We start from the raw sequence: 13,671 nt of genomic DNA, 5'->3' as shown, positions 1-13,671 counted from the left end.
AATTAATTCGAAATTGCGGCTCAATGCTACCCAACTTCTCTCCGAGAACGCGGCGTTCGATGGTGGCGTATCCGGAGTGTTCAATGGCAAAACGAACTGCAAGATTCGCATTCGCCATTGTCGTCGGAATGACCGGAAGCACTGTTCTGACCCTGCTCGCCTGCGCCACGCCCGTTATTGCGGCCGAGGACTGCCTCTCCGAACCGACGGGCGATAAGGCTGATGGCCAGCATTGGCGTTACCGCTTCGATCGTGCCAAAAACCAGCGCTGCTGGTATCTGAAGGACACGGCCACGAGCGGGACCTCGGTCGCCAAGCAGCCGCAGCAGCCATCCGCATGGGACTTCGCGCAACCGACACCGCCGAAGGCTGGACCACGCCGGCCGGAGACTGCGACCCCACGGACCAGCGCTGCCACGCTCGCCGACGCGCCGGTACGGTCGCGCGCCGATGACGATTTCGGAACGATGCAGAAGGCTCCGAGCCTCGCAATCGTCCCGACCAGCGACAACGCCGGCCCAGCGACCGATGCCGGCCAACAGCCCGGCTCCGCTGCCGCACCCTGGCCACAAGCTGCAGCCCAACCTGGGCCGTTCGATGCGGCAGCGCCCGACCCGGATCCGGCGGCCGCCACACTCAACGCTGACGATACCGCTCTCGATCCCGACACCAATGCCTCACTGCCCCAGTCCGATGCGGGAGCGGCCGCACCCAAGCCGTCCAAACCGGTCGCGCTACCGATGCTGATCCTGGTCGTCGTTGGCGCGCTATCGATGTCCGGCCTGATGGCGAGCGGTCTCTACCGCCTCGGCCGGATCGGTCGACGACGGCGGCGCAATGCGAACTGGCAAATGGCTGTCGCCAGGGCGCGCCGCTCGCGCAGCAAGCCCCGCCCAAAGGTAAAGCCGGTTCAGGCCGACGGGCGAAGCAACCGCGCCAACAAGAAGGTTGGCAAGCCCGCAGCCGCGAAGCCCGCTGCCGCACGGACCGCTGCAAAGGCACCTGCCGGCCTCGATCGGGTGGCAGCCAAGAGCATCGACAACGCGACCGGGCTCGCTGACTTGCTCGAGACCCGCGCCGTCACGTCGGCCACCATGCCGGCTGGCCATGCGACCACCGGACGCGGCCATCATCCGAGCGAACCGGACCGGACGTTTGTTGATCCAGCGGCGACGGTCGAACACATTCAGGAGGTGAGCGCCGGCGGATCGGCGCCCCCTGCCTTTGATCCGGCGCCTGCGCGCAATCCTCCCGCGCCGGCCGCGTTCAATAGCCTCTCGGCAAACCTTCCCGATTCCGTCGAAGAGCTGGAAAACCTGCTGGGATCGCGTCTGGCCAAGCCGGTTCAGCCGCCAGTCTACGAGGCCGGTCCGGCTGCAGGCCCCGTGAACATCCCGCCGACCGTCCTCGATCGCGCAGCGGAGATCGAGACGCTGCTGGAATCCGCGAGCGCGTCACCCATGCGACTGGCCGCGGCGGCTCCCCCTGCCAACATTGACGCTGCAGCGAACGGCAACTTCCCTGGTACCCGCGACAGCACCGATCCTGCGGCCGAGTTGATCGATCTCCTCGAGTCCCGCTTCGCTCCACCTGCCGAACAGCCGGTCCAGGCCGCAAGGAGACCCGCAGCCAATCGAGCGCGCTCGGACGAGAGGCCGCCGTGGCAGCGTATCCCGGCCACCCCGTCCAATGACGATGCGGCGATGCCCCCGCTCGACTTCATTCCGCGTCCCCAGGTGCTGCGTCCGCGCAGCCGTGACGTGAAGCACGACGAGTCGCTGGACGGCATCCAGGACATTCTGGCGCGGCTGGCACGTCAGGGATGAGATCGCGCAGCGGATCAGGGTTCGAGCTGGCGCTGCAACTCGCGAACGAAGGTGGTGAGCCCGATGCGGCGCTCGCGCTTCAGCCGCTCGGCCTTCAGGATCGACTGGACCTCGGCAAAGGCATCATCGACGTTGCGATTGATGACGATGTAGTCGTACTCGGCCCAATGGCTCATCTCGTGGCTGGCACGGCTCATCCGGGCGCGGATCACCTCATCTGAATCCTGGGCCCGGGTGTGCAGGCGCTTTTCGAGATCGGCGGCCGATGGCGGCAGGATGAAGACGCTGACCACATCGGCACGCGCCTTCTCGCGCAGCTGCTGCGTGCCCTGCCAGTCGATGTCAAACAACACGTCCCGTCCGGCCGAGAGCGCCGCTTCGACCGGCGCGCGCGGCGTGCCGTAGCGATTGTCGAATACGGTCGCCCATTCCAACAGGTCGTGACGCTTCACCATCTCCTCGAAACGTATCTTGTCGACGAAATAGTAGTCGCGGCCTTCGACCTCGCCGGGACGCATCGGGCGCGTCGTCACCGAGACCGACATGTTCAAGCCCGGCATGCGCTCGATCAGCAGGCGTGAGAGCGTCGTCTTGCCCGCGCCGGACGGTGACGACAGCACGAACATCAGGCCGCGCCGTTCGACTCCGTCGAAGCTTCCGCCGTGAGCCGCCATCGATCACTCCAGATTCTGAACCTGCTCGCGGAATTGTTCGACCACGGTCTTCATCTCAAGGCCCGTATTTGTCAGCTCGATATCGTTCGATTTCGAGCAGGTGGTGTTGACCTCGCGATGAAATTCCTGGGCCAGGAAATCCAGCCTGCGGCCGACCGCACCGCCCTTCTTGAGCATTTCGCGCACCTGCGCGATGTGCGAGGCGATACGATCGAGCTCCTCGCGAACATCGGCCTTGGCGGCGATCAGCAAGGCTTCCTGCGCAAGACGATCAGCATCGAAGCGATCCGAGGTTTCGAGCAACGCCGCAACCTGCTCGGCAAGCCGCGCCTTTATCGCGTCCGGCTTGCGGCCCGGCGAGGCCTCCGCCTTCTGCGCCAGGGCCTCGATCTCGCCGATGCGCTGATTCAGGATCTGCCCGAGTGTCTCGCCTTCGCGCCGGCGCATCTCGACCAGAGCATTCAGCGCCACATCGAACGCGGCGACAGCTGCATCCTTCGCCGCCTTGTCCTCGGCCTCGTCGCTCTCCGGCTCGACCACCTCGATCACGCCTTTGATCGCAAGCAGCCCGTCGATGCTCGGCGCCACCGCATCGAGCTTGCCTGCGAGCGAGCTTGCGATCGTGACGATGGACGCGAGCACCTCCTCGTTGACACGCACGGTCGAGCCCGCGTCAGCGCGCTTGACGGTGAGGTTGGCGTAGATCGTTCCCCGCGACAGCAGCTCACCGGCACGCTTGCGGGCGAACGCCTCGACCTCGTCCCAGCCCTGCGGCAGCCGCAGCCGGACATCGAGGCCCTTGGCGTTGACCGATTTCAACTCCCACTCGAACGAGTAGGGCCCGCTCGCCCCGTGGCTTCGGGCAAAGCCGGTCATGCTCGATAGCGCCATAGGGTCATTTTCTCCGGCAGATCGCAACAGGCGGCAGATTCGCCGCATAAAAGTTGCGCGAACCTTAAGGCCTTTTGCCGAAATGTTAAGTGCGGTTCTGAACCGCAGGATAGGGTTGCTGCCCTATTGCGGGACCGCGGGCGCCGGCTGCTGGACCGCGCCCTGCCTTGCACCGGTGCCGCCTGCGCGCGCGGCCGGCGGCTTCTTGGCGCCCGGCGGCTTCGCCCCGGGCGCGCCGGCCAGCGGGTCGGTCGCGGCCGCATTGGCGTTGGCCGGCGGCGCATCCTCCGGCTCGACCGTATCGTTCTGGGTCTGCTTCTCCATCGCCCGCAGCCTGGCGACGTTCTTCTGATGCAGGTCGTAGGTCTCGGTAAAGGCATGGCCGCCGGTACCGTCCGCAACGAAATAGAGGTCCCGCGTGCGCGCCGGATTGGCGGCGGCCTCGAGCGAGGCCCGTCCGGGATTGGAGATCGGCCCGGGCGGCAAGCCCTCGATCACATAGGTGTTGTAGGGCGAGGGCTGGGTGATCTCGCTGCGCTTGATCGGCCGTCCCAAGGTCCCTTTGCCGCCGACGAGGCCGTAGATGATGGTCGGATCCGACTGCAGCTTGATCTTCTGCTTCAGCCGATTGACGAACACCGAGGCAACCCGGCTGCGCTCGTCCGGCCTGCCGGTCTCCTTCTCCACGATCGAGGCCAGGGTGACCAGTTGTTCCGGCGACTTGATCGGCAGATCCGGGCTGCGGCGTTCCCAAATCTCGGCGAGCACACGCTTCTCCGCCTGCTGCATGCGCTGGATCACCTGGTCGCGGCTGGTACCGCGCGGGAATTTATACGTCTCAGGCAGCAGCGTCCCCTCGCGCGGAATCTCCCGCACCGCGCCGGCGAAGATGTCGTTGTCAGAGAGCCGGGCCACGATCTGCTCGGACGTCAGCCCCTCGGGGATCGTCACCGAATGCTGCACCACCTTGCCTTCGACGATGACGCCGATCACATCGCGCAAAGATGCATTCTTCTGGAACGCATATTCGCCCGGCTTCAGATCGGAACTCGCCTTGAGTGCAAAGACACTCCCGATGAACACCCACGGATTGACGTCGATCACGCCCTCCCGCGTCAGCACGTCGGCGATGTCCCGCTTGCCGGCGCGCGCGGGAATGTTGACGATCTTCTCTTCCTGCAGCGGTCCGGGCGCTTCGATGATCTGCCGGCCGTAGTAGTAGGCGGCACCGCCCCCGAGCATCAGCAACAACAGCAAGGTGATGATGGCGTTACCGACCACCACGAACGGATTGCGCGCGCGATCGGAACGGCGCGGTGGCGGCGGAACCTGCTCGGGCTCCAGCGCGGCGCGCGGACTGCGGGGCGAGATGGGCGGCCTTTCACTCATCGATGCAACCTTCAGTCCTGTCGCCCGGAGCGGCGAATTTGAAGTTCCGATCGAGTTCTCAGCGCGTTCTTCATCGGAACTTCAATATCCAAGCCGCACGAGAGGCCATGTTTCCTAGTGCTCTGGGATTCCGAAGTTCGCAAAGGAAGCCGCCGGGATCGATGCGACTTCGGAATCTGAGCACTCGTCGCGGCCGTGCGCGTCCAACGCAAGCGACCTGAAATCTACGCCCGTCCTAACGATTCGTTGTCGAATACGGCGAAACGGTGGTTCCGCCGCGCGTCGGCTCAACTCACGACCCGCCGCAGGATCAGGGAGGCGTTGGTGCCCCCGAATCCGAACGAGTTCGACAGCGCGACATTGATCTCACGCTTCCGTGCGGTCTGAGGTACGAGGTCGATCGCGGTCTCCACCGACGGATTTTCGAGATTGATGGTCGGTGGTGCGATGTTATCCCGAATCGCGAGAATGCTAAAGATCGCCTCGACCGCACCTGCCGCGCCGAGCAAATGACCGATCGACGATTTGGTCGAGGACATCGAGACTTTCGAGGCCGCGTTTCCGAGCAACCGTTCGACCGCACCGAGTTCGATCTCGTCGCCGACCTGCGTCGAGGTGCCGTGCGCGTTGATATAGTCGATGTCGGCGGCGGTGATGCCCGCACGCTTCATTGCAGCGCTCATGCTGCGGTATCCACCGTCACCGTCGGGTGACGGCGAGGTGATGTGATAGGCATCACCGGAGAGGCCGTATCCGGTCACCTCCGCGTAGATTCGCGCTCCACGCGCCTTGGCGTGCTCGTACTCCTCCAGCACGACGGTGCCCGCCCCCTCGCCCATGACGAAGCCGTCGCGATCCTTGTCATAGGGACGCGAGGCGCGCTCGGGGGTATCGTTGAAGGCCGTCGACAGCGCACGTGCAGCGCAGAACCCGGCAATCCCGATCCGGCTGATCGGCGACTCGGTGCCGCCCGCGACCATCACGTCGGCATCGCCAAGCGCGATCAGACGGCTGGCATCGCCGATCGCATGCGCACCGGTCGAACACGCCGTGACCACGGCATGGTTCGGCCCCTTGAGGCCGTGCTCGATGGACACGTAGCCGGAGGCAAGATTGATCAGGCGTCCCGGAATGAAGAACGGCGAGACCTTGCGCGGGCCACGCTCCTTCAGGAGAATTGCGGTCTCGGCGATGCCCGTCAGGCCTCCGATGCCGGAGCCGATCATGGTGCCGGTGGCGCAACGATCCTCTTCCGTCGAGGGGTGCCAGTTGGCGTCGTCGAGCGCCTGGCGCGCCGCCGCCATCGCAAAGATGATGAAATCATCGACCTTGCGCTGATCCTTGGGCTCCATCCATTGGTCCGGATTGAAGGTACCGTCGCTGCCGTCGCCGCGCGGTACGGAGCAAGCGACCTTGCTGGGCAGATCGGAGACGTCGAACGTCGCGATCGTGCGGGCACCGCTCTTGGCTTCGAGGATGCGCTTCCAGGTCGTTTCAACGCCGCAGCCAAGTGGCGAGACCATGCCGAGGCCTGTAACGACAACCCGCCTCATCTTCGTTTTCTCCAGACCAGGGCTGAAGCGCGACTGCGTCAGAACGATCGAAAGCGCGCGTCAGGCCGTTGTTTGTTGTGAAGTTGTGTGATGGTTTTAGAATTCGCTTCAGCTCTGTGGGCCTAGTGCTCCGATTCCAAAGGTCGCATCATAGCGCTGTGCGTCCATTTGCGAACTTCGGAATCGAACAGCACCAGCAACTTATCGATCCCGGAGCGGCCTTGATTTGAAGTTTCGACGGAGAGTACGCGGACCAACTGATCGGAAACTTCAAGTTCGCAGCCAGGGTAGCGAACGTCACATCCGCTCCACGAATCCGTCAGCGAGCTTCTGAATCAACCACCTGGAATCCGAGATTTCTGATGTCCTCCGAATCCGAAGTTCACTCACGAGGTCGCTGCGACATGAAGCGAACTTCGGTTGAGCGAACTTCGATTGAGGACGCTGGCGGAGCGATGGCACCGCTCCCCGGCGATCCATCCTCCCAACAGCAAGAAACCGGTCGGCCGTAGGTAACGGTCCGTCCGGTTTCGCTCAACCCTCGCCGAGGCGTCTCAGCTCTTGGCGTTCTTTTCCAGGAACTTGGTCGCGTCGCCGACGGTCAGGATGGTCTCCGCCGCGTCGTCAGGAATTTCGCAGCCGAACTCTTCTTCGAAAGCCATCACGAGCTCGACCGTATCGAGGCTGTCAGCGCCGAGGTCATCAATGAAGCTCGCGTTGTCGACCACTTTGTCGGGTTCGACACCGAGGTGCTCGACCACGATCTTCTTTACCCGCTCGCCAATCTCACTCATCGTCCAAACCTCGTGCTTGTTCCCTTAAGATCCGACCCCCGGATGATAGGCGTCATCCCGGATGTAAACTTCCTTCGCGATCGCGCAAAAACATGTGCCCCGCAATGATCCCATTCCCGAAATCCGCCGACCCTTGCGGATCGGATTTCGGAAGCGGGACCACCACAAACTCCATGAGTCCGGTGCGCTTCCGATCGATACTCCCGGCAAACAGGAACCTCAGATCGGTCGCACCAGCCGACGGAAGGCCCGGCGAACGACGGCAAGCTTCGCCCCGCCAATATACAGGGTTTGTAAATCCTGCAATGGCGATCTTCATCCCTCTGTTGGCAGGTTCGGTTATCATATTCCCAAAACCTTGACCATCAGAGCCGGCCCGCGCCTTTTAGCCCGGATCGCCGGCTAGATCCTCGGGCCAACCCCATGCACGGCCCTTGGGACGTCTTTTTGCCGCATTCGCCCGCGGCCCGACCCGACGGCCTAAAACCTAGGCTGCCAGTCAGATCATGGCCATGCCGCCGTTGACGTGGATGGTCTGCCCCGTGACATAGGCCGCCTCGTTGGAGGCGAGATAGACCGCAGCTGCAGCAATATCCTCGGGCGTGCCGAGGCGTGCCGCCGGAACCTTGGCCAGGATGGCTTCATGCTGCTTTTCGTTGAGCGCATCCGTCATCGGCGTCTTGATGAAGCCCGGGGCGATGCAGTTCGCAGTGACCCCGCGCTTGGCATATTCGGCCCCGAGCGTCTTGATCATGCCAATGATTCCCGCTTTCGAGGCGGTGTAGTTACCCTGCCCGGGATTGCCGGTCACGCCGACGATCGAGGTGATCGCGATGATGCGGCCGAAGCGCTTGCGCATCATCAGCTTGGTGGCGGCGCGCGCCAGGCGGAAGGTCGCGGTCAGATTGACCTTGATGACCTCGTCCCAGTCTTCATCGCGCAGCTGAACGAACAGGTTATCCCGGGTGATGCCGGCATTGGCCACCAGAATGTCGACCTGTCCCATGGCCTGCTCCGCAGCTGGCACCAGCGCCTCGACCTCGGCCGCGTCGGACAGGTTGCAGGGGAGCACATGAACACGCTCCCGCAGCTCGGACGCCAGGGCCTCCAGCACCTCGCGCCGGGTGCCGGAAATCGCAACGGTCACACCCTGCGCATGCAACGCCTTGGCGATCGCGTTTCCGATGCCACCGGTCGCACCGGTGACCAGCGCGGTCCTGCCACTCAGATCGAACATCAAACTCTCCTCAATGCCGCGTCGCAACGGCCAGCTCTCGTGATCGGCGGTACTACGCCGCAGTCGCGGCCGCCAAAGCGTCCTTCGCGCCTGCGAGATCGGCGGGTCCGCCAACAGCGATCCCAACCGCCCCGTCCGCGATGCGCTTGACCAGCCCGCTCAGCACCTTCCCGGCCCCGATCTCGAAGAACCGAGTCACGCCTTGCGCGGACATATAGGCGATCGACTCGCGCCAGCGCACCGTCCCCGTCACCTGTTCGACCAGGCGGCGGCGGATCTCGTCGGGGTCGCTGATGGGCGAGGCCAGGACGTTGGATACGAGCGGCGAAGCCGGCTTTTTGATGGTCACCTTGGAAAGCGCCTCCGCCATGACATCGGCGGCCGGCTGCATCAACCTGCAGTGGAATGGCGCCGAGACCGGCAGGAGCATCGCACGCTTGGCGCCCTTGGCGCGGGCAATCTCCACCGCACGATCGACGGCGGCCTTGTTGCCGGACACCACCACCTGGCCCGCGCCATTGTCGTTGGCAGCCTGGCAGACCTCGCCTTGCGCAGCCTCTTCGGCCACGGCGACCGCGGTCTCATAGTCCAGTCCCAACAGCGCGGCCATTGCGCCGACCCCGACCGGCACCGCCTTCTGCATCGCAAGGCCGCGCGTTCGTAACAGCCGCGCCGTATCGGCCACCGTCAGGCTACCGGCAGCGGCAAGCGCCGAATATTCACCGAGCGAATGTCCGGCCACGAAAGCCGCGTCCCGTCCGACCGAGAAACCAGCCTCCGACTCCAGCACGCGCAAAGCCGCAAGCGACACCGCCATCAGCGCCGGCTGCGCATTTTCCGTCAGTTGCAGCATCTCGGCCGGGCCGTCCCAGATGACCGCAGTCAGCTTCTCACCGAGCGCCGCGTCGACCTCATCGAAGATGGCGCGGGCCGCCGCGAAATTGTCGGCGAGCGCCTTGCCCATGCCGACCGTCTGCGACCCCTGCCCCGGAAAGGTAAATGCTGCCGTCATCGGCCGCTCCTCAAAACGTTCCCGAATTCCCCAGAAAGCGCGGTAAGACACCGCTTGAGGCTGTCATGTCAAGCGCGTGACAGGCTTCGAGTGGCCTGTTTTCACGCGATTCGGTCGAGTTTCCCTTGCCGTTTCCCTTGCCAACTGGCCGAAAATCGGTATAAGCGCCGCCATCCGTGGGTCCCGAGCCGGGAGCTGAACGGACGGTCTCAGCAAATCACCTGCAAATCACCATATGTCAGGCGACTTTGATGTGGCAGGGCCAGTCGGCCCGTCGTCCCGTGTTTCCGCCTTCTGAGCTGACGTCTACGAGTCCTTTCCATGAAGGGCTCGAAGGGCTTGACGCCGGGGTCTACGCCAACTTTGGAAAGGACAGCCATGCCGCTTTACGAGCATGTTTTTCTCGCGCGTCAGGACGCGAGCACCCAGCAGGTGGAAGAACTGACGGCCCAGATGACCGGCATCGTCGAGGGACTCGGCGGCAAGGTCACCAAGACCGAGAACTGGGGTGTGCGCTCGCTCACCTACCGTATGAACAAGAACCGCAAAGCGCATTTCGTGCTGCTCAACATCGACGCGCCGTCCGCGGCGATCGCCGAGATCGAGCGTCAGGAGCGCATCAGCGAAGACGTTATCCGCTATCTGAGCGTCCGCGTCGAAGAGCTCGAGGAAGGTCCGTCGGCCATGATGCGCAAGGCTGATCGTGACCGCGAGCGCGACGACCGCGGCGGCGGCTTCCGGGGTGACCGCGAGGGTGGCGGCTTCCGTGGCGATCGCGACGGCGGCGGATTCCGCGGCGATCGTGGCCCGCGCCGTGGCCGTGACGAAGAAACTGCGGAAGAGGAGTAAGATCGATGGCTGAAGCCCCTGCACGTCGCCCGTTCTTCCGCCGTCGCAAGACCTGTCCGTTCTCGGGCCCGAATGCGCCGAAGATCGACTACAAGGATTCCAAGCTTTTGATGCGCTACGTGTCCGAGCGCGGCAAGATCGTGCCGAGCCGGATCACTGCCGTGTCCGCCAAGAAGCAGCGCGAGCTCGCGCGCGCCATCAAGCGCGCCCGCTTCCTTGGCCTGCTGCCTTACGTCATTCGCTAAGACGTTCCGCGGTCGGCGGCCCTGCCGCCGACTGCGCCTTACTTGCTCATAAGGCTTCCGGGTCGTCCGGTTGCCGATGGTTGGGGTCAGATGACCTCTAACCGCTCGAAAGGAGCGGGACAGCTGATGATTGGACCCTTTGTCATTGCGCTTGCGGCCGGCGCTGCTTCGGCCTTGATGTTCGCCTCGATCATCTCGGGCGCATTGATCTCACTCGTGCTGTTCTATCTGGCGCCGCTGCCGCTGATGGTGGCGGCGATCGCGTGGGGGCCGCTTTGCGCCGCGATCGGCGGCATCGCCGCCGCGATCAGCCTCGGCGCCCTCGTCAGCTTTCCCTATTGCATCGCTTTCGCCATTGCCGTCGCGCTGCCGGCATGGTGGCTCGGGCACCTCACCCTGCTCGGCCGTCCCGCCGCCGATCATGCCTCCAACTCGGCGCTCTCACCGGAAGATCCTGCGGGCGCCCTTGAATGGTACCCGATCGGACGGATCCTGCTGTGGATCGCCGCCGTCGCGACGCTGACCACCTTTGCAGCCTTGCTCACGCTGGGCACCGACGCCGCTACGATCACCAGCACCTTGCACCGCGCGTTGTCGCGCATCCTCAGCGCGTCCGATTCGCCGGTCTCTGCCGATACCGAGCAATGGATCGATACGCTGATCAACGTGGCGCCGGCCGCGGCCGCATTGTTTGCGACGGCGACATTGACTTTGAACCTATGGCTCGCCGCGAAGATCGCCGCGACGTCCGGCCTGCTCCGCCGCCCATGGCCCGACCTGCGTACGGTCGCATTGCCGCCGCTCACAGTCGCTGCGCTTTTTGCGGCCATCGGCCTCAGCTTTGCCGGCGGCCTCGTCGCGATATTGGCGGTCATCACCGCATCGACGCTCTTGATGGCCTACGCGCTGACCGGCCTTGCTGTGCTCCATACGCTCTCGCTGAGATGGAGCAGCCGGCCACTTTGGCTCGGCCTGTCCTATGCGCTGATTCTGACCCCGGTCTGGCCGATGCTGTTCTGCGCGATGGTCATGCTCGGATTAGCCGATCTCGTCTTCGGTCTGCGTCAGCGATTTTGGCGGCGGCCGCCGCCCCTGCCAGTCCCGTAACTTCGATCCCTCAAACCTGAACACCCACGACAAGGAGAATATCCATGGAAGTCATTTTGTTGGAACGCGTCGCCAAGCTCGGCCAAATGGGCGAGATCGTGAAAGTGAAGGACGGCTTTGCCCGCAACTTCCTGCTCAAGCGCAAGAAGGCGCTCCGCGCGACCACCGAGAACAAGGCCAAGTATGAAGGCATGAAGGCCGAGCTCGAGGCCAACAACATCCAGGCCAAGTCGGAAGCGAGCAAGGTCGCCGAGAAGATCGACGGACGCGACATCGTGATCATCCGCCAGGCGTCGGAAGCCGGCCAACTGTTCGGTTCGGTCTCGGTGCGCGACATCGTTGTGGCACTCGAGGGCGATGGCATCACCGTGAGCCGTCCGCAGGTCTGGCTCGACGCGCCGATCAAGGCGATCGGCCAGCAGAAGGTGACGATCGCGGTTCACCCCGAGGTCGAGGCGTCGATCACCGTCATCGTCGCTCGCAGCGCCGACGAGGCCGAGCGGATCAAGCGTGGTGAGGACATCTCGACCCGGCAGGAAGATCGCGATGCGGCGGCCGAGGCGCTTGCTGCCGCCGGCGAGTTCTTCGATCCGGAAGCCCAGCAAGAGGAAGGCGAGCCGACCGATCAGCCAGCCGCATAATCATCACCAACGGCTTGCCAAAGCGAAGAGCCCGGCACTCACAGGCCGGGCTCTTTTGCGTTCTGAGCGTCGTGTCGCAGCGGGCTTAGACCTACTCTTAATGTGAGGTCGGCGACAGCGATGAGCCTGCCGGCGGCGTGACCAGATCAGGCTGGGCCCCCGAGTGGGGCGGTGACGACGGAATAGAGGGATCGCTGGCTGCGCTCGACGGCGAAACCGATATTGATTGCGTCGTGGTCAGCGGGGCCGCCGGCGTGACCGCCGGAGCCGGATCGGCTCGAAGCATGGGTGGATCGCTGGCTTTTGGCGTCTCGCTCGCGGGCGCCTCGATCTTCGGCGTATCCGCGCGGTCGACGGCCGCCGGTCTTGCATCGTCAAGGCTCGACGGCGCAGGCTTCGGTGGCTCCGAGCTCGAAGCTCCAAGCGCAGCGTCCGACGGCGGCTCGGTCGCAGCATCGGGCTTCGATGCTTCCTGACCGCGCGACTTGCCGCGCTTCAATTTAGCGGCGGATTTGCGACCCGCCGGCGCGCGCTCTCCCGTCTCAGCAGACTCCTGATCGCCAGCATCGGACTTGCTCTCTGCCGCAGGTGCCGATCGCGCCGATCGCTTGCCATGGCGTACCCGATGCGCGGGCTCATCTTGCGCGCTCGCCCCGTCGGCCTCGGGGGCGGCTTCGCGTGACTCAGATGCAGCGGCAGGACGATGCCGGCGCCCCGAACGCTCCGTCTGTTCGGGCGCTCCGGTTCTCGTCTCGGACCGAGGCTCAGGCTTCGCATCCGATTTTGCTTCCTTGCCGTCTTTGCCGCCCTTGCCCTGGTTGCCCGTATAACGCGCGTCACTTGCGCCGTTCGAGATCAGGTAATTTGAGAGCACGCCGGCCATCTCGGGGCTCGTCGTGTAGTGCTGACGCAGGAAGCTCGGCAGCGATCCCGGCGCAGTGGTTTTCAACAGACCGCGCGGGCTCTTGTGACACGCCGAACAGGTTCCAGCGAAGATCTGCGACGGGCTCTTGCCAGCCTCGAGATTTTCCTGCGCCTGCATCGGCCCTGCCATGCAGAGCGTCAGCATCACCGCGGCCAAACCAAGCGCCCGGCTCACCATTCTCATTCTCCAGCTGCGGTCACGACCGCACGCCTCGCGGTCCTTGATTGGATATTGGCGCCCGTATTCCCGCTCACCAGCATGGCGACGATCAAGTCTGAAACCGCCCGTATATCATGTCTTTGCCGGCGAGCCTTCATCCCCCACATTCGCGCGCGACAATGGGAAAGAAAAAGCGCGGAGCACCGCATCGGCATCTGCGGCGCCACCTTTTAGCGGAATATCGAACGAAAGGAAGTGCACAGATGCAACGCCCCGCGAATACCGTTTTTGAATATCCGCTTTGTCTCCAATGCAGTAGTGGCGCAAGCGGACGCTCACTATCATAAATACCTGTTGAAATGGAACCAA

General features: G+C 64.1%; 13 protein-coding genes. 5 read left to right on the top strand and 8 right to left on the bottom strand.

Annotated features, from left to right (window positions below; genetic code table 11):
* The first annotated feature begins 83 nt into the window (after positions 1-83).
* A complete protein-coding gene (locus tag ACQR1W_RS00410; RefSeq protein WP_434848984.1) occupies positions 84-1,826 on the top strand; it encodes a hypothetical protein in 1,743 nt (580 codons plus the stop codon).
* A 14-nt stretch (positions 1,827-1,840) separates the two neighbouring features.
* On the opposite strand, the gene gmk is transcribed toward ACQR1W_RS00410, so the two are convergent.
* The 7 genes from gmk to fabD all read right to left on the bottom strand — a co-directional run bounded on the left by gmk (position 1,841) and on the right by fabD (position 9,376).
* Positions 1,841-2,500: a guanylate kinase gene (gmk, locus tag ACQR1W_RS00405; RefSeq protein WP_434848983.1), complete on the bottom strand. Its 660-nt coding sequence runs from the start codon at positions 2,498-2,500 to the stop codon at positions 1,841-1,843.
* A gap of 3 nt (positions 2,501-2,503) precedes the next feature.
* Positions 2,504-3,391: a YicC/YloC family endoribonuclease gene (locus ACQR1W_RS00400; protein ID WP_434848982.1), complete on the bottom strand. Its 888-nt coding sequence runs from the start codon at positions 3,389-3,391 to the stop codon at positions 2,504-2,506.
* Positions 3,392-3,514: 123 nt separating this feature from the next.
* Positions 3,515-4,780 carry an endolytic transglycosylase MltG gene (gene mltG, locus ACQR1W_RS00395; protein WP_434848981.1) on the bottom strand — a complete coding sequence of 422 codons (1,266 nt, stop codon included), beginning with the start codon at positions 4,778-4,780 and terminating at the stop codon, positions 3,515-3,517.
* Positions 4,781-5,067: 287 nt separating this feature from the next.
* Positions 5,068-6,333 carry a beta-ketoacyl-ACP synthase II gene (gene fabF, locus ACQR1W_RS00390; RefSeq protein ID WP_008969608.1) on the bottom strand — a complete coding sequence of 422 codons (1,266 nt, stop codon included), beginning with the start codon at positions 6,331-6,333 and terminating at the stop codon, positions 5,068-5,070.
* Positions 6,334-6,887: 554 nt separating this feature from the next.
* Entirely contained in the window at positions 6,888-7,127 is a 240-nt protein-coding gene (locus ACQR1W_RS00385) for an acyl carrier protein (protein ID WP_008969609.1), read from the bottom strand.
* Positions 7,128-7,626: 499 nt separating this feature from the next.
* Positions 7,627-8,364, bottom strand: a complete 738-nt coding sequence (gene fabG / locus ACQR1W_RS00380; RefSeq protein ID WP_434848980.1) for a 3-oxoacyl-[acyl-carrier-protein] reductase — start codon at positions 8,362-8,364, stop codon at positions 7,627-7,629.
* Positions 8,365-8,416: 52 nt separating this feature from the next.
* On the bottom strand, positions 8,417-9,376 hold the full coding sequence (gene fabD / locus ACQR1W_RS00375; RefSeq protein ID WP_434848979.1) for an ACP S-malonyltransferase: 960 nt from the start codon (positions 9,374-9,376) through the stop codon (positions 8,417-8,419).
* A gap of 378 nt (positions 9,377-9,754) precedes the next feature.
* Between fabD and rpsF the strand changes: the two genes are divergently transcribed.
* The 4 genes from rpsF (at position 9,755) to rplI (ending at position 12,218) form a co-directional block, all read left to right on the top strand.
* Positions 9,755-10,225 (top strand): 30S ribosomal protein S6, encoded by a 471-nt coding sequence (gene rpsF / locus ACQR1W_RS00370; protein WP_008969613.1) that lies wholly within the window; start codon positions 9,755-9,757, stop codon positions 10,223-10,225.
* Between the two features lie 5 nt (positions 10,226-10,230).
* Complete coding sequence (gene rpsR / locus ACQR1W_RS00365) at positions 10,231-10,470, top strand: 30S ribosomal protein S18 (protein ID WP_008963441.1); 240 nt, start codon at positions 10,231-10,233, stop codon at positions 10,468-10,470.
* 126 nt (positions 10,471-10,596) lie between these two features.
* Entirely contained in the window at positions 10,597-11,577 is a 981-nt protein-coding gene (locus tag ACQR1W_RS00360) for a DUF2232 domain-containing protein (RefSeq protein WP_434848978.1), read from the top strand.
* 44 nt (positions 11,578-11,621) lie between these two features.
* Positions 11,622-12,218, top strand: a complete 597-nt coding sequence (gene rplI, locus ACQR1W_RS00355) for a 50S ribosomal protein L9 (RefSeq protein WP_434848977.1) — start codon at positions 11,622-11,624, stop codon at positions 12,216-12,218.
* A gap of 97 nt (positions 12,219-12,315) precedes the next feature.
* On the opposite strand, the gene ACQR1W_RS00350 is transcribed toward rplI, so the two are convergent.
* Complete coding sequence (locus tag ACQR1W_RS00350; protein WP_434848976.1) at positions 12,316-13,320, bottom strand: hypothetical protein; 1,005 nt, start codon at positions 13,318-13,320, stop codon at positions 12,316-12,318.
* Positions 13,321-13,671: the final 351 nt, after the last annotated feature.

The organism is Bradyrhizobium sp. HKCCYLS1011 (assembly GCF_051167795.1).
In the GTDB taxonomy this organism is placed as follows: domain Bacteria; phylum Pseudomonadota; class Alphaproteobacteria; order Rhizobiales; family Xanthobacteraceae; genus Bradyrhizobium.
This window is presented reverse-complemented; position numbering and strand designations above follow the sequence as displayed.

Excerpts from the sequence above, each read along its gene's own strand:
- fabF (WP_008969608.1), bottom strand. The coding sequence starts at position 6,333 with ATGAGGCGGGTTGTCGTTACAGGCCTCGGCATGGTCTCGCCACTTGGC.
- rplI (WP_434848977.1), top strand. The coding sequence starts at position 11,622 with ATGGAAGTCATTTTGTTGGAACGCGTCGCCAAGCTCGGCCAAATGGGC.
- gmk (WP_434848983.1), bottom strand. The coding sequence starts at position 2,500 with ATGGCGGCTCACGGCGGAAGCTTCGACGGAGTCGAACGGCGCGGCCTG.
- fabD (WP_434848979.1), bottom strand. The coding sequence starts at position 9,376 with ATGACGGCAGCATTTACCTTTCCGGGGCAGGGGTCGCAGACGGTCGGC.
- fabG (WP_434848980.1), bottom strand. The coding sequence starts at position 8,364 with ATGTTCGATCTGAGTGGCAGGACCGCGCTGGTCACCGGTGCGACCGGT.
- ACQR1W_RS00410 (WP_434848984.1), top strand. The coding sequence starts at position 84 with ATGGCAAAACGAACTGCAAGATTCGCATTCGCCATTGTCGTCGGAATG.
- ACQR1W_RS00360 (WP_434848978.1), top strand. The coding sequence starts at position 10,597 with ATGATTGGACCCTTTGTCATTGCGCTTGCGGCCGGCGCTGCTTCGGCC.
- rpsR (WP_008963441.1), top strand. The coding sequence starts at position 10,231 with ATGGCTGAAGCCCCTGCACGTCGCCCGTTCTTCCGCCGTCGCAAGACC.
- ACQR1W_RS00350 (WP_434848976.1), bottom strand. The coding sequence starts at position 13,320 with ATGGTGAGCCGGGCGCTTGGTTTGGCCGCGGTGATGCTGACGCTCTGC.
- ACQR1W_RS00385 (WP_008969609.1), bottom strand. The coding sequence starts at position 7,127 with ATGAGTGAGATTGGCGAGCGGGTAAAGAAGATCGTGGTCGAGCACCTC.
- ACQR1W_RS00400 (WP_434848982.1), bottom strand. The coding sequence starts at position 3,391 with ATGGCGCTATCGAGCATGACCGGCTTTGCCCGAAGCCACGGGGCGAGC.
- mltG (WP_434848981.1), bottom strand. The coding sequence starts at position 4,780 with ATGAGTGAAAGGCCGCCCATCTCGCCCCGCAGTCCGCGCGCCGCGCTG.
- rpsF (WP_008969613.1), top strand. The coding sequence starts at position 9,755 with ATGCCGCTTTACGAGCATGTTTTTCTCGCGCGTCAGGACGCGAGCACC.